Source organism: Arthrobacter sp. HS15c, assembly GCF_040812005.1.
Taxonomy (GTDB): domain Bacteria; phylum Actinomycetota; class Actinomycetes; order Actinomycetales; family Micrococcaceae; genus Arthrobacter.
On sequence record NZ_JBFOHM010000002.1, the window covers coordinates 374,695 to 391,902 of the forward strand.

The 17,208-nt window shown below is 59.1% G+C and carries 12 protein-coding genes and 1 pseudogene; 6 read left to right on the forward strand and 7 right to left on the reverse strand.

The genetic code is table 11. From position 1 onward, the window contains the following. Positions 1-3: 3 nt before the first annotated feature. Both ABV518_RS04680 and ABV518_RS04685 read right to left on the reverse strand, forming a co-directional pair. Complete coding sequence (locus ABV518_RS04680) at positions 4-126, reverse strand: hypothetical protein (protein ID WP_367765651.1); 123 nt, start codon at positions 124-126, stop codon at positions 4-6. 121 nt (positions 127-247) lie between these two features. Further along, the gene (locus ABV518_RS04685; protein WP_367765652.1) at positions 248-2,056 is read right to left on the reverse strand and encodes a zinc-ribbon domain-containing protein; all 1,809 of its coding nucleotides are present in this window, start codon (positions 2,054-2,056) and stop codon (positions 248-250) included. 404 nt (positions 2,057-2,460) lie between these two features. Between ABV518_RS04685 and ABV518_RS04690 the strand changes: the two genes are divergently transcribed. Next, a complete protein-coding gene (locus ABV518_RS04690; protein WP_367765653.1) occupies positions 2,461-3,483 on the forward strand; it encodes a hypothetical protein in 1,023 nt (340 codons plus the stop codon). Positions 3,484-3,798: 315 nt separating this feature from the next. Here the strand turns inward: ABV518_RS04690 and ABV518_RS04695 are convergent, their stop codons facing one another. Beyond that, positions 3,799-4,482 (reverse strand): nuclease-related domain-containing protein, encoded by a 684-nt coding sequence (locus ABV518_RS04695; protein ID WP_367765654.1) that lies wholly within the window; start codon positions 4,480-4,482, stop codon positions 3,799-3,801. A gap of 815 nt (positions 4,483-5,297) precedes the next feature. On the opposite strand from ABV518_RS04695, the gene ABV518_RS04700 reads away from it, so the two are divergent. Beyond that, positions 5,298-5,846 carry a DUF5655 domain-containing protein gene (locus ABV518_RS04700; protein ID WP_367765655.1) on the forward strand — a complete coding sequence of 183 codons (549 nt, stop codon included), beginning with the start codon at positions 5,298-5,300 and terminating at the stop codon, positions 5,844-5,846. Between the two features lie 282 nt (positions 5,847-6,128). Here the strand turns inward: ABV518_RS04700 and ABV518_RS04705 are convergent, their stop codons facing one another. Both ABV518_RS04705 and ABV518_RS04710 read right to left on the reverse strand, forming a co-directional pair. Then, positions 6,129-7,676 carry a hypothetical protein gene (locus ABV518_RS04705; RefSeq protein WP_367765656.1) on the reverse strand — a complete coding sequence of 516 codons (1,548 nt, stop codon included), beginning with the start codon at positions 7,674-7,676 and terminating at the stop codon, positions 6,129-6,131. Beyond that, positions 7,673-8,425 carry a hypothetical protein gene (locus ABV518_RS04710; RefSeq protein WP_367765657.1) on the reverse strand — a complete coding sequence of 251 codons (753 nt, stop codon included), beginning with the start codon at positions 8,423-8,425 and terminating at the stop codon, positions 7,673-7,675. Before ABV518_RS04710 ends, ABV518_RS04705 begins: the two co-directional genes overlap by 4 nt. 1,751 nt (positions 8,426-10,176) lie before the next feature. Here ABV518_RS04710 and ABV518_RS04715 point away from each other — a divergent pair. From ABV518_RS04715 to ABV518_RS04725, 3 genes are read left to right on the forward strand one after another with little or no spacing between them, the layout of a single operon-like run. Next, positions 10,177-11,187: a hypothetical protein gene (locus ABV518_RS04715; RefSeq protein WP_367765658.1), complete on the forward strand. Its 1,011-nt coding sequence runs from the start codon at positions 10,177-10,179 to the stop codon at positions 11,185-11,187. Beyond that, positions 11,174-11,932, forward strand: coding sequence for a phytanoyl-CoA dioxygenase family protein (locus ABV518_RS04720; RefSeq protein WP_367765659.1), 759 nt, complete (start codon positions 11,174-11,176; stop codon positions 11,930-11,932). Before ABV518_RS04715 ends, ABV518_RS04720 begins: the two co-directional genes overlap by 14 nt. A 14-nt stretch (positions 11,933-11,946) precedes the next feature. After that, entirely contained in the window at positions 11,947-12,588 is a 642-nt protein-coding gene (locus ABV518_RS04725) for an HAD family hydrolase (protein ID WP_367765661.1), read from the forward strand. A 1,266-nt stretch (positions 12,589-13,854) separates the two neighbouring features. Here the strand turns inward: ABV518_RS04725 and ABV518_RS04730 are convergent. Continuing rightward, positions 13,855-14,646 carry a formylglycine-generating enzyme family protein gene (locus ABV518_RS04730; protein WP_367765662.1) on the reverse strand — a complete coding sequence of 264 codons (792 nt, stop codon included), beginning with the start codon at positions 14,644-14,646 and terminating at the stop codon, positions 13,855-13,857. Positions 14,647-14,679: 33 nt separating this feature from the next. Between ABV518_RS04730 and ABV518_RS04735 the strand changes: the two are divergent. After that, a pseudogene (locus ABV518_RS04735) lies at positions 14,680-15,454 on the forward strand (IS256 family transposase); the annotation flags it as partial. Positions 15,455-15,881: 427 nt separating this feature from the next. On the opposite strand, the gene ABV518_RS04740 reads toward ABV518_RS04735, so the two are convergent. After that, positions 15,882-16,757 carry a formylglycine-generating enzyme family protein gene (locus ABV518_RS04740; protein ID WP_367765750.1) on the reverse strand — a complete coding sequence of 292 codons (876 nt, stop codon included), beginning with the start codon at positions 16,755-16,757 and terminating at the stop codon, positions 15,882-15,884. Positions 16,758-17,208: the final 451 nt, after the last annotated feature.

The following is a 17,208-nucleotide window of genomic DNA, read 5'->3' on the forward strand; positions in this document are numbered from 1 at the left end:
GAGTCACTCATCTTCTGGTTCATCCACCGGCTGCTGGACTGGCTTGAAGTCTTCCACCTTCCGAATGATGACCTTGTTCATGTCTCCCGAACCGGAGATACCCCCACCTCCCTTGACCGAAGACACCTCAGCCTCCTTGCTCAAAGCTCAGGCAAGGCATCATGGCCGCGACGTTCGATGGCATCGGCGAGTGCGCGGAGTCGACGGGTCGCTGCTGGTTCGTTACCCAGAACGTACGTAGGGATCATCAGGCCACCGCGCTTCCCGCCACGACGTCCCGCCGCCACTGGTCCACCCTGGTCATCATTTTTTCCGGCTGTGGTGCCGTGGAGTAGACCTGCAACTCCACGTACCGCGGATCCTTGATGTCCAAGGACGGCAGATTGTCTTCACGCAGCCTGATGACTAGGTAGCCGGCCGCGAGCAGGTCCAGGGACTTCGACTTGTCAGCCAGGATCTTTGCCTCAGGCATGTGCCAGTGCGCCCCGTCGTATTCGATGGCGATCTTCGTCCCGTCACGCTCTATCAGAATGTCCACGCTCCACACTGTCCGCGTTTCAAACGCCTTGTCCCGCACAGCGACACCGGAGCGGACCTTATCGAACACCTTCTTGGCAGCGGCGAAGTGCTCAAGCTCGATTTTTGATTTGCCGGTGACCTGGCACTCCCGGCATTCCGCACCGGATGATCGAGAGGCAAGGGACGCCTCCCACTGGTGCTCGTTGTTCACCGAACAGTTCCATTTGGGAAGGAAAGACGTCTTGGCAAACGGGCGCAGGTGCCACGGCGTGGTGGGGTTTTCCGGGCTCCACTCAGCGGCAAGGCCCGGGTCCTGCCAGCCAAAGGAGTGCAGGATGGTCTTGCACTTCGGACAAAGCCATCGCTGGTATTTGTCCCGGTTCCTTACCGAGTCTTCCCATTCGTAGCCGCAGCAGCCTGCCTTCCACCAAAATGATCGTGTGGAACCAGGGCTGACGGTTTCCGGAGTGAACTTAGTGCCATTGCGTCTGGGGTGCCATTGGGCGGCAATCTCCGGAAGGACGCTGGACAGCGTCTGCCGTCCGCTCTGTTTTCTAGTCGCCTGTGCACGGCAGATTGAGCATCCGGCCCTCAAATACCTATAGGGATCCAACCGAGGATGGTGTCCGGCGGGGCACTGGAAGCGGCGCAGCGGACCGCTTCCAACAACCATCACATCACGGGGATCCTCTTCGTCATCCCAGGCAGCCAGCAGCGCTGGAATGTCGGCTACCGCCACACTTCGCAGCCGCTCGGCCTCGACCATGTCGCGCGCATGGCACGCCGGGCATATCGGGGTGATGGCCATAATGTAGACCTGTTCCTTGAACCGGTGGTCGCAGTCGGGACAGACCCAGTGCGCCTTGCGCGTGGCCTTCACCGTGGCCGTCTTCAGTTCAGATTCCGAGTTGGATTCGTGGTCCCACCAGCTGAGTGCGGCGTTGTCCGAATCCACGAACAGGTTTATCGCGCCCCGCTTCTCGCCGTCTGCTTTCCGGGCGCCGACACCGCCGGTCCGGGTGACTCGAATGCAATGGCAGCCCCACCCTGTGATGTCGCTAAGCTGCTTTGCTTTCTGGATGCCGCAGGACCGGCACTTTGCCACCACCGCATGTCCGGGTTGCAACGGAAGCAGTTCACCGACCGGGTCAAAGCCATGCTGATCCAGAAGCTGTCGTTGAGCCTCCACACTGACGGGTTCCGAGATACCCCCATGGTCCTTCGCCCAATCGGCCCAGTCGCAGCGCCCGCAGCCGGTCACGTTGAATGCGCGTTTATCCAGCAGGGTTTCGAGCCGGTAGTGGCATTCGGCCTTGCAGGTGAGGCAGCGCGTCAGCCACCAGTCCTCGGGTCTGCCGGGGAAGGCTTCAAGCGGTTCCAGGTCGACATCGCCAAGAACGTCGACAAGGCATTCATCACACCACGCCTCTTTTTTCCGCGTCTTATACGCCGATTGTCGTTCGCACCCCTCGGTGGAACACACCTGAACCTTTTGAGCCACTTTTCCCTGAACCTTTCCTGCCCAGACATTCTCCATCCTTCTGGCCAGGTATCAGTTCAAGCGCTTGTCGTGTCGTTCCCATAAGGGTTGACAGTGTGTTGGCATGCGACGACCGGAGACCGTCGGCCTAGTCAGTTATGGATTCCAACCCCATCAATTGGCGGGGCTTGGACCCTATGGGGCAGATCCAGGCACTACGGGCGGCCACGGCGTCCGCGGCCTTCCCGGTATCCCCGATCGAGCCGGTTCAGCCTGGACCCTGTTGGGCTGGCCTCGTCCCTGTCAGCGATCAATAAGTGCCTCCGCGACAAGACCCCGGATCATCAGCAACAGGGGCGAGAAAGTCGTACGGGGTCCAAAGACCATGCCCCCGGCGCTCGGGGAGCCAATAAATGTAACGGGGAGAGTCGGCTGTCGTCGGCGACAGAGACAATGGTGCTGTGAGCGATTTCAACTTCGAGGCAATTCGCGCCGACTTCCCCAAGGCACCAACCAAGGTGTCGTCGCGCACCTTTCGGAGCGCCATCGAGGAGGCGCTCATCCATACCTACACGCGGAGCGACCTCGAGATGGTATTCGCCGAGGAGCTTAGGCTGCCATGGCCGGAGACCGAGCAGCAGCCAACCCACGCCGACTACTCGAAACGTGATGTCATCAAGACGTACACGGCGGGCTGGGGTCTTCCCCAGCTCGTGGCCCTTGCGCGACGCATCGTCGCTGAGCTTGAGGTAACCGGCGGGCTCCTCGCCGATTTGAATGCTCTACTCGCAGAGTACGACCGTGGCGGAGGCGTTGGCACGCCGGCAAAGAACTTGATCTTCGCTGCGAACGGACCTAAGCCTGAGCTTGTGCTGCGCGACGCCGTCAACAACGACATAGAGATCGTCCGCAACGGCGAGTACTGCCTCATCTACGGTCAGCCGATCCCTGCTGATGGTCTGACATTCAGCAATCTGATCGAGTGGTGGAGAGAGCATGAGGGCTTCGAATACACCATCCCAGCACGGGACGTCGGAATGCATCTGCACAATCGCCTGCGGGCTTCCCTGGGAAACAACATGGTTGAGCTCCGCATCTTCGACGCCTACGCGGCACGCTACAAGGATGGCCAGTTCGACATACCGGCTCTGATCCCACAGGTCTACCTGCACTTCGACCCCGCGACACAGTCGGCTCGTCGATCTGCTGGCCAGAGCGGCAGCCCGTTGGCACGGCAGCGGATGGACTTCCTCATCCTGTTCTCCAGCAGACATCGCGTGGTCCTCGAGGTCGACGGGAAGCAACACTACTCGAACGGCGATACCGCAAGCCCAGCCCTCTATAGCGAGATGGTCTCCGAGGACCGACGGCTCAGGCTCGCCGGCTACGAGGTCTACCGGTTTGGCGGGGCCGAATTGATGAAGGACGGTGCAGAGAAAATGGTCGCCGAGTTCTTCGACCAGCTCGCCGCGCGTATGCGCTGAGAGGCAATTTGGCGTCCTGAAATCCGGTCGGTACTCGGGACACTCCATGGACATCCCAAATCGCCTGTCCAGCTCCTCACAGGTGCGTCTCGCGGCGCTATTGGGTGCCTGGTGCAGACCCCAAGGGGATCCCCTAAGGTGCTTCCCGAGCAGCTTCGAACGTCGGCTCCTGATGTCATGCAGGTTTGAACCGCGAGGCTATGGACTCACGCGTCCTGGCCACATCAACGTCGCCGCCTGTCTGCTCTGTAAGCACTTTTGCTAGGCGTTTCGGCCAGAGCACGTGAACGCCTTGAGTCGAGAACGCGCCCCCGATCAGCGGCCAGTCTGCTTCGATGAAGCACAGTGCCCCGTGACTGGAACATCCCCGACGAGATCGCGCATGACGTCGACCTGTTTGAGCACCCCATCGACTAATTTCGTGCAATCACGCCGGCCAACAAGGAGCTTCTCGACGCGTGGGCGAAGGATGCCACCCTCAATCTTCAGTTCGGGCCGGCCCTTGTATCTTTTGGCATCGATCACCCAGATTCCACTGGGGGTGATGGCGATGTGGTCGATGTTGGCTTTCGAGCCGGGGATGCGTCGGTCGTGGAGGACGGCCAGGCCATCGGCGGCCATGGCGTTTTGCCGAGCGCCGAGGCGCTCCTCCCCAATCGCGCCTCTATCCCAAGACTTCGTGGGCTGGCGCTCGTCAGAAAGGGCGACTGCGAGGCCGCCGAAGTGACCCCACTTTTCTCGGAGCTTTTCCTTGTCCTTCGCCTTGCGGCGCTCATATTCGCGTCGGGCGGATGACCCGGCTCCTCCGGACTCAGTGGACAACGACGCATCGTGAGTTGGTTCCAGGTCGGGGCTCATGGCTTCCGCCGCGGCCTCGGTGGCACAGTCCAGGCAGCGGATGGTCTTCGTCTCGCTCTCATAGATCGCTTTTGTCCCGGCCGGAAGAGAGGCCCCGCACAGCCGACAGGCTCCGGCGTATCGGATATTCATTTGTTTCATGAGGATGCGCTTTGGATCATTGGCACGGGCCGAATCTGCTTGTAGGTCACGGCGGCAGTTAGGCCGCCTACTGCGCTTTGGTCCCTCGACTGGATCACCTTGGAGTTGCAGGGTCTGCAGCCCTGTGGAGAGTGAACGGACCGGGGCCATTTGGGATCGAGCCTTCTTAGAGTAAGCCCTGGTGCTTGGCTGAGGTTCTTCGATCGATGAAGTTTAGGGCACCGATGAGTATCCTCTCGGGGGCGCTGATGATTCCCCGAATGAACCAGCGGATGAGGCGTGGCAGAGAAAGTACTCCGGCAACGATGACGCCCGTGAGAACGCCAACGCCCAATGGAGAAGCAGACCATGCGAGAACTAGTGCCGTCACTGAATCTATAGTCATGAGCGGAGCATAGTCCGAGCGTGCGACATTTAGGCGCGATGCCGGGCCGGAGGGATCCTTCACCTCGATATTTCTCATTAACGAAGGACTCCAAGACGTCTTTGAATTGAGAACCGTGGCGCTGGTGGCCTGCAGCTGTGAGTGCCCGCTCGGAATGGCGGCTGGAACGTTGTCGCATCACTCGGCCGCGAAGTCTTCCACGGAGTGGCGCGAGGCCAGCTACTAGTCCGGTGCCGTAATGAAGGCAAAGGCTCGGCACGGCCAGGTTTCCCCACACTCCATACACGCTTGGCCGATGACCTTTTCCGCTGGACGATAGCTCCAAAAGTTCGGTTGGAGCTTCTCTGCCCAGACCTTCCGGTCACCTCCTAATAGACTGTCTGTTGAGAGCCTGGGGTACTCCGACCACGCGTTCGCAAAGAAGCGCGACATGGAGGGAGGGTTCAATGACAGCCCGATCGGGCTTAACAAGGGACTAGGGCAACTCGAATCGTGGAACGCCAGCGAGATCCAAAAGCGGGCCGCGCGGCTGGCAGACGATGCCCTCAAGATCTGGTCCCTGCCGGAGCCGTCAGCCCAAACGATCACGGAGTTCGAGGGAAAGCGGGCAGAGTCGGACTTCTCCATCGAACACCACCCCCATCTGCTCCGGCAGCCGCGCCGAGCCCTGTTCGAGAGGTTCAGCGCGGAGGTTCTGGCCCTGGACCCAGGGATCACTCAGCAATTCCTCAAGCACTACGTCGCTTTCAAAGCCGAGACCAACTTCGTCGGCGTCGTTCCGCAGAAGGCTCGGCTGAGATTGAGCCTCAACATCCCAATCGAGACGCTCCGCGACGAGCGGGGCGATGCCTGGGACGTCAGCGGCAAGGGGCACTGGGGCAATGGCCCGACCGAGGTCAGCCTGGACGAGGATACCGACTCCGGCTACATCATCGGCTTGGTCCGCCAGGCTTTCGAGTTCCAGATGGGTGGAGAGTAGGCCGCTCGACGCCCCTCGACTTTATGGCATTACCGCCATGTGATGTTCAGCGTCAGTTTGAGGGGTCAGGGCTGGCGCGCCCAGGCTCATGCCTAGCACATGCAAGGCAAGCTGAATTATTAGAGCACAGTCTAAGCGACTAGGAAATCTTCGCAGGCGAACCGGGCCTGCCCCTCGAGTTGCGCTTCTCGTTCTGGTCCAGCGTGCTCACACGCGCGCAGGCGCCTCCTGTCTTCGATCTGTAAAACTGAGTCCTCGACTCGGCCAGAGCATGCCACGCGGTCACGACCTTGGGCAGCCGACTTCTTGCAGTGCGTACAGGTCTCCGTGGCCGAAGCTGTTTTGGCCTTCCAGCGGAGCATCTTTTGGGCGCATGAGTTCTGGTCTGCCGTCTGCGGAGTGTCCGACTCCCAGTGCATGCGCCAGTTCGTGGACGAGAACATGCTGGCCGAAGGGGGTGTTTGGATCTGTTGATGAATGTTCGGCATCGATAATCACGAAACCGGAGGTGACCGTTCCCTTTGTCCAGCGGGGGCCTCCGACTCCAACCGCATCTGGTGAGCCTGATATGGCAAGGACCTCGCTCTGAGGGGCGTATTTCACGCTTATCTCACCTGGGGGAGCGGTTTCCGGTCTATCAAATGGGTGGGGGGCGGCGTCCGCGGTTACGAGTGGTAGTCCACTTGCCTCCCGAAGTGCAGAGACTGCCGTGCTTAAGGCTGCATCAGTTCCGGATGGTGAGGGGCCGGTTAGCCTGACGGTTATGTTGTCTCCGCAGGTCCATCTCACCGGGTTTCCCTCGAACTGTGCCATGAAGGAGTAATCCGTACCTTCGACGAGGTTCCCCTTCTCAACCGCCCCTTGGGACGGAATCGATGAAGGTATTGGGGCCGGCGTATTTCCTTCGACCGTGGCTGCAGGAGCGGGCGGCTCAGCGTTGGCATCGTCGCTTGCAGTTAGTGCCAATAGAGCTAGTCCGGCTAGTAGTGAAAAGGCGAGAACTGCAGCCAAAACTAACAGGCCTTGTCGCCGGCGAGGGGAGGGGGCCGTTCCAGCGTATCCAAGGGTCTGTAGTGCGGGTTCATCAATCCATGCGGGGTCCGCGTTTGCTTGGTGCTCGGGGTATGTATTGGCGAAGGGGCTGTCAGGGCCGGTGGGAAGTGAGAGGGTCACTGCCTCCAGCCGGGCCTTTAGTTCGTCGGCTCGCAGCGCTGCCGCCTGGAGATTTGGTTGTACTGCGTCGCGGAGGGGTTCAGGTATCTTGTACAGGTCGTGATGGCTCGGAGCGGGCATTCGTTTGAGGCCCAGTACCTGTGCTGCTCCTTGAAGCCCTGCAAGGTGATTAGCGAACTCGTGACCGTAGTGTGCATCTGCTTCCAGCAGACACTTCTGTGCCTGTTGCCTGATGTCGTCGATGGTTTGTATTCCTGACCTGGCGCCTGCTTGCAGTTCCTTGGCTATGTCCTGGGTCTCGGACGCAGCTTCGCCAAGGGTTTTGAGGCAGTCTCCGAGGTGGTTCCCTCGGGAGTAGGTATAGACGAGCCAGGTCATCCCGATGAGGATTGCCAGAGACACGAGAGTGGCCATCAGGACGGCAAAGGGTTCCCCAATCCCGGTTTGGCTTGCCATGTGATGGATTCGCACTCCGATGACGGTTGCCAGGACCAATACGAAGAACGCGAAAAGCACGCCGACGACGGTCAACTCGACCTTTGCGCGCCCAATAGCGTCCGGCCCAGGCGATGAAGCGATGAGACGGTGGCCGCGGGTGCGCTCATCGTTGAGTGATCTGGTTTGCGTGCCGGTGGCGGGCTCTACCGAGATGTTCATTGTGCTCGCTCCTTAACTGCGGTGTGGATGATGGCATGACCCGCTGTATGCGCTTGGCGCCGCAACCGGTACTTCTCTGCGTGGCTTCTGAGCACGCGGCCGCTCAGCCGGCCACCGAGGTGATTAACCAGCACCAGGATGCCGGCGAGGGCGATGAGAGTGATGAGGGATAGGTAGTCCGCGAGATTGACCATGAAGGCGTACACGCCAAATGTTTCAAGGAGGGAGACGAGCCCTACGACGAACCATCCCACCGCTCCGGGCTTACCGGTACGCGTGTGTTCGTAGTCGCCACGTGCTTCGGATCTGCTCGCCGCACCCTGCGCAGCGTCCAGAAGTGGAATGACGTCGGCCCGGGTGATCTCCTGACCTGAAATTTCGATGATTTCCGCCTCAAGTTCTTCCAGTGCGGTGACGTTTCCCTCAACGTCGTCCAGCACGCCCTGTTGTTCCATCGTGAGTGCATGTGCCGCTTCGATTGAGGGTTTCGCTGCGGCGATGGCGCGGCTGTTGGCGCGATTGAGCATCCGGTCGAGGGGGAGTGTGGAAAAGAACTCCTGGTTGAGGAGCTGGTTCAGTCCTTCCCCCGGCGCTGCCTCTATCATCATCGCCGCGGTCGGTTCGGCGGACGGCGTGAGTGAGCGGGCCACCGCTTCGTACTCCTGATAGAGGGGATGATTGAACGCCAGAGAGTTCTGGGTGGCGAGCGAGTGGAGATCGCGGTTGTCCAGTTTCGAATTCTTCTTCATTTCTCAGTTCCTCGCTCGCTAGTTCTACTTAGGGGTTGCAGTGCAGATGACGGACCGCTGATGTGCTCCCCGCGGGTCTCCGGCGAGGGGTCGCTCAACGCCTACGCCAATGGGTGTTGCAGGAACACCAGAACTTTGGAGTACCTCCGCGATGCGGATCGCTCGCTCCAGGCTGAGATGTTTCCCGGCTTCTGGGGAGCCGAATGCAGCAACCCGTCCTATGCACTCGACAGAGGCATACCGTCCGGAAGCCCACTCGGCAATTAGAGGTGTGAGTTGGGCTCTTGCTGCGCTTTCATCGATCAGCACGGTTGAATCAGGGGCAAAGAGCGCACCAGCATCCAAGGCGGTTACCACCGGTGCCCCTGGCGGCACTGGCAGCCGCTGCGTGGGAACCGGGGTGGGATCAGGGATGTTCGGCACAGGGGGCGCCGAGGGACTTTGGGGATCAGCGGTCCCGGGTACGTTCCGGTCTTCGGATGTGACAAGGCTTCCCCCGGCCCTCTCGATCAGATGTTGAACGAACGCCTTGCGCCACAGGGTGGTCCTTGGATTCAATGTGGGCTGATTGCCGGTAGCCGCGGGGAAGACCCAATGAACGGTGGCTCCGTTCAGGTCAGGGATGACGTCGGCGGGGAGGGATGAGACCGCGGCAGCGGGTTCGGCGGCCGTCAAGATCCGAGTGTCACTCGGCTCGGCAGTCGGTAATCCGAATGACATCACCACGACGTCCCAGGCCAGTCCGTCATCCGGTTTGTCAGCTGCCAGGGCTTGTAGGAGCGAAAGGAGGTCTCGCCCGTCCCCCGTGACGGTGGTTGCCTTACTTCTTGTGAGAAGGTCAGTCACCTTTTTTTCAGTTGCACGAGCGCGCAGTCCGGCGTTCTGCTCCGGATTCCCTTCCCGCTCAACGGACAGATCTGTGTGCCCCACCTCTACGGGTTTTTGGCCTGCACCCTTATAAAGCGTGAGGGTTCCGCCGCCTTCTGCCGCGCGTCGTTCGGCAAGTCGCCCTACGGTCTCGGCGAACCCGGATGTGTCTGCGACGGTATTTTGGTCAACCTGGATACCGGCGGAAATACGTGCCTCACTTTCGCCGTGCAAGGAATTGGCTGTGATGGCGCGGCCAATGAGGAGGAATGCGATCAATCCCGCCGTCGCGAGGAGCGCTAATTTGAGCCGCCCCACGCCCGACGTGCGTCGTGACGGCCTGGGCTTACTGCGGGAGACACTTCCTCCTCTGGGAGTGGCCGAGTTCGGGAACCTGGGCTGCCCGCTTCTGACCGTTCGGGAAGCACCGCCCCGACGTACCGCCCTGCTTTTCGGGTCAAACATCACCTTCACCCCTTCAAACTTTTTTGGTTTACACAAAGGCCTTTTCCGGCTATTGCTTTCTAGCCACTCACAGAGTCGCTCGGACCTTTAGGGTCAACTAGGCGAACCTCACGATTGCCCGCAATCAAACCGGCGTGAGCACGGGCGGAGTTGGGTCCTCTAGCCAGGACCTTCCCGCCTCCAACGTGGTCGCCAGTCACTCGATCGTGCAGAGTGAACGACCACCAAGGAACTCCTCGATGCATTTCAACTGTTTTCATGCTCGCCTCCGGTGATGTGATCGAATGGGTCATCGTCCCGCCAATAGGCTGGCAGATGACGAAAGGGCCCCAACAGGTCCCCACTGGAACCCCGGCATCCTTCAATGGGCCCCAGTGGAACACCACGACTTCGGCTACGTCTCCATATAGAGTCTGAGTATGAGAATTAGTCCCCACGACGTGGCCAAAGCGCAAAGTCTGGGCGAAGAATTTGATGCCCTCCAAAACCTCAGGAAAGGCCGAGGAATTACCAGCGCATCGGACCTGGCTGCGTTGCCTCCGTCGCTTAAACGCATCCTCCGGATCACGGGCAATACCGATGAAGACTTATGCATGGGTCTTGACGAGCTCAAGAAGTTGGTCAGTGAAGCCCCGCCGAATGAACGAAAGCTACTTGTGCTTTGCTTCAACTTTGACGGGCGCAAAGGCAGTTGGATGCAGCGCGCTGACGACTTCGCCCATGAGTGCAACTCATCTGAGAAGACCGTCAGGGAGCGATCAGATGTGGCAATTCTCCAGTTGCTTACTCGAACGCTTGAAGCCGCGGAAGCGGTACCGGATCCCGGTCCGATATCGGGCGCCCTCAATTCCATTCAACGTGGGTTGTCGGAGCGCTTTTTTGATGAGAATTATGTGAGAAATAGTGATGCATTCAACCAGATTTGGGGGAGTGCAGGATCAGTCGATATGTGCGGATTTGGGCATAATCGGATGCTCATTTCATATTCTGGTGAGCTGAGCAGCATGCTAACCCGTGGCGGAAGGGTTCGTGTCCTGCTTCAAGACCCTGAGGGTGTTGCGGTGATCTATGCTAATCAACGCAGCTCGACGCCTAAAGCCTCCGAGGAAGCGGTGCGTCATCAGCATAAGGCCGGTTTAGCCACTCTTCGTGCCCTTCTGGCCACTTCGAAATCGACTGGCACTAATCTTGAGGTGCGGTCCTATGACATTTTGCCCCCTTTCACGGGCTATTTTTTCGATACAGGAAAGCCGACTGCCGAGGCATACATATGGTTCTGGTCATGGCGTCAGCCATCAGCGTGGCGTCCAGGGTTTCGACTTACTCAAGAGGATGATCCGCTATGGTACGGACGCTTTCTTGATCAGTTCGAAGAACTTTGGTCAGATGAAACTGTCACAGGAAAGGTAACTCTAAATGACGAGCGCTGACATAGCCCGCTTTTTTGATTCGGCCGGGTATATGAAACTCCCAGGTTTGCTACCAGACGAGCTGCTTTCCCAGATGCAAAAAGTTGTAGCGGCGGGATTGGAAGACCGGGTCACTCCCTTCCGCATGAATAGTGCGGGTGAGGCATGTCGCCTAGATTCTCTACTTGAGCGTGATGGCGTGTTCCTCGATGCCTTGCGGACGCCATTCGTTTTAGACGCTCTGATAGCAATTCTTGGTCCGAATGTGGAAGTGACGAGACACAGGCATAACCACGCCACGAGGAACGCGCCGGGAGATATTCCTTTTCGGCTTCATCGTGACATCCAACAGTGGTCAAGGCCACTAATTTCGGTTTTCTTCTACTTCGAAGCAGCAACCGTCGACAACGGCTGTACAACTGTCGTTCCAGCAAGCCACCGTATACCGTACGCTGGACCGCAGTCGGGTGGTGGAGGGGGCAATTGGGCCGATGAACACGACGAGTACCGGCACCTAATCGGCCAGGAACTGCCCTTGGAGATGCCCAGGGGCGGCGTTTTGCTTCTCAATAGCCTATGCTTCCACAGCGTAGGGGCAGCTCGTCGGTCGGGTGGGTCTCGGTTGAGCGCCGTGTTTGCCTGCCGTTCCATTGACGAAATCGCCAGTGAGGGGGGAGACGATTCTGTTCTCTTGTGCGGCTCTCGTCGTTTTGTTGGAAACAAAGCACTGGAAGTGTCCGGTTCGCTGCGGCGAGGCGATAATTAGGAGCGGTCCCCCTTATGCTGGTGATCTTTGATTTGGATGAAACCCTTGTAGACCGGAGTGCCGCCGTCCGTGATTGGGGGAGGGCGCTTTTGTCAAGGTTTGGCGCTAGTGAATCGCAATTGGAATTGATCGTCGAGGCAGATGCTGACGGGCGACAATCTAGAGTCAAATTCATAGAGATCCTCTCGGAGGCACTAGATCCAAAGGTTCCTAGGCATGACCTCGCAGACTTTTTTCGCCGCGAATACATCTCATTTTTTAGGGCCACTGCGGGAGCCCACGAAGGACTCACAAGCCTGCGGGCGGCTGGCTACTGCATAGCGGTGGTTTCGAATGGTCCGGCGTCTCGACAATCAAAGAAGCTGGAAGCTTCCGGACTAACACAATTTGTGGACGTTTTGTGCACTGCCGATGAAGTAGGTGTATCTAAGCCCGGCTCCGCGATATTTAGGGAAGCAGCCAGGAAGTGCGGGTCCTCAATGGATGGCTGGGTGGTCGGGGACGACCCGGAAGGCGATGTCCTGGGAGGCATTAGAGCCGGTCTTCGAACCGTATGGCTGGATAGAGGAAAAGCATGGCGGTTCGACGGTCACCATCCGGAGTACTCTACTTCAGACTTAAAGGATGCAGTGAACTATATTTTGTCCCACACATAGGGAGCCCTCATGTGGCTTGCGCCGCGTCCCAGCTGACTGGATGGACCTGGCTAGAAGACCATCGCGGACGTATTGCTGCCCGGCGTTCGGTCATGGAAGTTTCCGCTCCTCAGCCCATGAGAGGCCTGAAGGAAGGCATAACCGCATGCGGGATCTCGAGTTCATACATGTGCTGCGAACTAATGCCGCCAGAACCGGCTGGCTGGAAAGTCGTTCCGGAAGGCTCCCGGCGCAGAACACGGAACTGCCGTGCCCCCGGTTTTGGGGAACGCGGCAGTCGATTGGAGTTTCACAAAATCTGTCAGAACGGCGGTGTTGACAGTGTCAACAGATTTAGCCTCAGACTGGGTCGTACATCGGCCGGACTGGCTCGGATTGCGTATGTTTTCTGGAGTTCCCAGTGTTTATGGCGGCTGGAATGCAGTTCGAGTCCCACCTCGGGCACGGCTTATCCCCTCGTCAGAGGGGTTTTTGCTTTAACGTGTTGACATGGCTTGTGGTGGCGTCCCTCTGACGCGAGGTGCGGGGGCTGTGGCCTGGCTGCCGCGATGGCCTATTCAGGTGTGTGGGGTGGCGGTTCAAGTCCCTGGCTGGTGGGCCTTCCGCTTGCTGCTGGTAGGTTCTGGCCGGTCTCCTTTCGGTTCCGTCTAGTTGGTCGAGGGGTGGCCAACACTTATTCATGGTCCCGGGGAGCGGGGACGACATGACCTCGCCGACCTTGATCCGAAATTGCTCTTGTGGCACTTTTCCTGAACGTCACGGGAGCCGAATGAGCGTGGGTTGTCCTGCCAAAGGGGGTGTGGACAGTGTCCACACTTAAATCTGTTTTATGACGGGTCCCCGGGGCTGCGGAGGATGGTGGTTCAGGAGTGCGAGTGGACCCGATCTCGTGCACAAGCTTGCTTCTTTGATCGACGGTAGTGGTTGGCCGCTCGGCCACTCGAGTAAATCGCGTCGATTCACCTGCATTGTCTACTTGGTCGACTCAGGCCACGGACTGGTGTGAACCGATAAGTGACCGGGCCGACGAAGCATAAGTGCGCTGCCACTTGAGTCGGGTAGAGGTGTCAGGTTTCGGTCTCACTGTTCCCGAGGCCTCGTTAGTGAAGATGAAGCGAATGTCTGTCTGACTACCCCTAGGCGCCTTCTTGACGTCAGGTTTGGGTGTACCCAAGATGATGTGCCAAATGAGCTGCTCTGCCCTGCACTTCGCTTGCGGTTTTGCTCACTGCTGTCGGTGCCTGCAAGTGCGGATATGGGGTGCGCTTAAAGCGAAACGGTGCGGAATCCGCAATTACCGCTGGAGGATTCCGGCGTATTCGAAGTCCGGGCGGCCACCCGGTATCTGTTGCAGTACGAATCATGACAGAGGTAGGAACCCCCACGCATAACTCGTCCCGCCCCGTTTGTCGGTCCCTGAGGATCATCGGCCGGCGAGTTGCGGTAGTACTTGGGCAGGAACCAGTCGGAGCACCATTCCCAGACATTTCCTGCAACCTCGTAGAGGCCATAGCCGTTGGGTGGAAAAGCCTTCACTGGCGCCGTTCCCATGTGACCGTCGTCGGTTGTGTTCTCCTGGAGGAAAGTGCCTTGCCAGATGTTGCAGCGGTGTTCGCCGTCGGGTGTTAGCTCGTTGCCCCAGGCATAGCGCATGCCTTCCAGGCCGCCGGGTGCTGCGTACTCCCATTCCGCCTCGGGGGGCAGCCGTAGCCCAGCCCACTCGCAGTAGGCAAGGGCGTCATTGTGGGATACGTGGACAACAGTATGGTCCGGTACGTCCTCCCCGTGTGAATCCCGGCCCGTGGGGTGCGCCCAATCGGCCCCGCGGATGTTCAGCCACCAAGGTGCTCCTGCCGCGACGCCGAGGATGTCCTCCGGCTTCGCTGTTGACAGTAGGTGGAAGACCGCGGAGGAACCAAAGATTTCGGCTTCTGAACGGTAACCCGAGTCGGCAATAAAGGCAGCGAACATCTGGTTGGTGACAGCGGTGGCATCGACCTTGAATGAATCGATGCGAACCTGGTGCGTGGGTGATTCCCGTCGCCTGGGTAGCCTCACCGAAAGCGTCCCCCATCCCGGGACACCGGTTCGACGTTCGATCCGCAGATCGTGAAGAAGCGGCAGCGGCGGCTGACGGGCGTGGATGAGATCGTGCTGTCTCTGAGCGCTAAGGGCCTCACGACCGGTGATATCGCGGCCCACTTCGCGGAGATGTTCGGCGCCAGGGTGTCAAAGGACACGATTTCGCGGATCACGGAGAAGGTCATCGGGGAGATAACCGAATGGCAGAAGAACCGGCCCCTGGACCGTATGTTCCCGGGGGTATTGATCGACGCGATCCACGTCAAGGTCCGCGACGGGCAGGTCACGAACCGGCCCGTCTACGTGGCGATTGGCGTCACAGTCAACAGCGAACGGGACATCCCCGGGCTGTGGGCCGGGGATGGCGGGGAAGGGGCGAAGTTCTGGCTTTCTGTACTGACCGAGATCAAGAACCGGGGCGTCGAGGATGTCTGCATCACGGTCTATGACGGGCTCAAGGGCCTGCCCGAGGCCTCAACACGGTGTGGCAGTTCGCCGTGGTCCAGACCTGCATCGTGCACCTGATCCGCAACACGTTCCGGTATGCCGCCCGCCAATACTGGGACGAAATGTCCCTGGATCTGCGCCCGGTCTACACCATACCGTCCGAGGCCGCGGCCAAGGAACGCTTCGTCGAGTTCTCGGGCAAGTGGGGCAGGCAGTACCCGGCGATCACCCGGCTGTAGGAGAGCGCGTGGAGCGCAAAGGCAGGGCACGATGGGCCACACGGTGGAAGCCGACACTGAACGCCTTCGCTATCACCTTCGACGGAAGAATCAACTAAATGCCAACCTCGGATCAACCGTTAAACGGACACTCCCCGCAGAAATCGTTGAGCCCGAATCTCCAAAGCATGGAGCGTCTATATGACCCGCGATCGGGAAGATGGGGCCGGATTGCCCTCGATGAAATCTTCAGCTGGTCCATTCATCGAATTCGGTTGGCCCGATGAGGTGCGGGGAAGGTTCGTGCCGTGCTGGTGGGCGCGGATCATCGTCGAGTCGAGGGAAGTGGACTAATCCACATCGCCGGGTGAGGTCCGATCCAGGGGAGGGAGGATTTCGTTGGTTTACCAAGGTGAAGCGCGGTCGGTTCGTCCCGCACTTGAGGGCCCTGACCAAAATGTCGGTCCGAGTTTCTCTTTTTAGAGGCTGAATTTATGGGCAAGCTCGTGCCTTTCCTGCGCTCGTGGCCTCTCATGAGACAACTGCTCACGTCAGGGCGATGGTCCGGAAGCCGCAATTACCTGATGAGGATTCGCGTGTGTTGGATGTGCGGGCGGCGACCCTGTAGCGGTTGCAGTAGGAATCGTGGCAGAGGTAGGAACCGCCCCGCATGACTCGGCCCTTTCCGATCGTAGGTCCTTGGGGGTTGTCGGTGGGTGAGTTGCGGTAGTACTTGGGTAAGAACCAGTCAGCGCACCATTCCCAGACGTTGCCGGCCATCTCGTAGAGTCCGTAGCCGTTGGGAAGGAATGTCTTCACGGCTGCGGTGCCGAGGTGCCCGTCGTCGCGGGTGTTGTGTTCGGGAAAGGTACCCTGCCAGATGTTGCAGCGGTACTGACCGGCCGGGGCTAGGTCATTTCCCCATGGATAGCGTTTCCCTTCGAGACCGCCCCGGGCCGCGTATTCCCATTCCGCCTCGGTAGGTAGCCGACGACCAGCCCAGGCGCAGTAGGCGAGAGCATCATTATGCGAAACGTGCACGACCGGGTGATCGGCAAGTTCCGGCCAGCTCGAGGACGGACCGGTGGGATGTGCCCAATCAGCACCACGAACGTTCAGCCACCAGGGAGCTCCGGCCACTGGGCCAACAACATCATGTCTTTTTGCTGTCGAGAGCAGGTGGAACACCGCTGACGATCCGTACTGCTCAGCTTCTGTCCTGTACCCGGTGGAGTTCACGAAAACAGCGAACATTTGGTTGGTAACGGCAGTTGCATCAATGCGAAAAGCGTCAAGACGCACCTGATGGACAGGCGTCTCACCATCTGATGGGTAGCCTTCATCGAAGTGGTCACCCATGTTGAACCGACCATCCGGGATCTCCACGTCCTCATGGACTGATGCCGGGCTTGGCCCCGTAATCTCGGGGGAACTGAGCCCTGTTTGCGCTGCCAGACTGGGCTCACATGATGGGCTGCAACAGCCTTTGGGGGGATTGGTCGATGCGCCTGCACCGGCCACGTTGATAGGCAAGGGGTTCACTGTTTGGTCCTTCTTAAATTTGCAACCCAGTCGATGATTTAGCGAGAGACGCAGCTGCCCAAGATATGAATGAGATAACTGGTGTGTCATCGTGTCTCACTCAGGCACGTAGGTTCCGGTCCTTGGACTCTGGTGACGATGTATTTGTTCTCGAGGGGCAGACGATTTCTTGCTTTCGGACTGCGACCTCACGAGCCAATTGGCTTTCTGTCATCAGCCTAGATCCTTTTGAAAGACCCGTGCGAATTCTTTCGGGCCGCTGCCCACTTCGTATGGAGTCGAATTAGAAGTACGGGGACCATCAAGAGGTGACTCCCTACTTTTGACGACG

Coding starts and splice junctions, on each gene's coding strand:
- ABV518_RS04725 (WP_367765661.1), top strand. CDS start 11,947: ATGCTGGTGATCTTTGATTTGGATGAAACCCTTGTAGACCGGAGTGCC.
- ABV518_RS04710 (WP_367765657.1), bottom strand. CDS start 8,425: ATGAAGAAGAATTCGAAACTGGACAACCGCGATCTCCACTCGCTCGCC.
- ABV518_RS04705 (WP_367765656.1), bottom strand. CDS start 7,676: ATGAACATCTCGGTAGAGCCCGCCACCGGCACGCAAACCAGATCACTC.
- ABV518_RS04695 (WP_367765654.1), bottom strand. CDS start 4,482: ATGAAACAAATGAATATCCGATACGCCGGAGCCTGTCGGCTGTGCGGG.
- ABV518_RS04715 (WP_367765658.1), top strand. CDS start 10,177: ATGAGAATTAGTCCCCACGACGTGGCCAAAGCGCAAAGTCTGGGCGAA.
- ABV518_RS04700 (WP_367765655.1), top strand. CDS start 5,298: ATGGAGGGAGGGTTCAATGACAGCCCGATCGGGCTTAACAAGGGACTA.
- ABV518_RS04720 (WP_367765659.1), top strand. CDS start 11,174: ATGACGAGCGCTGACATAGCCCGCTTTTTTGATTCGGCCGGGTATATG.
- ABV518_RS04685 (WP_367765652.1), bottom strand. CDS start 2,056: ATGGAGAATGTCTGGGCAGGAAAGGTTCAGGGAAAAGTGGCTCAAAAG.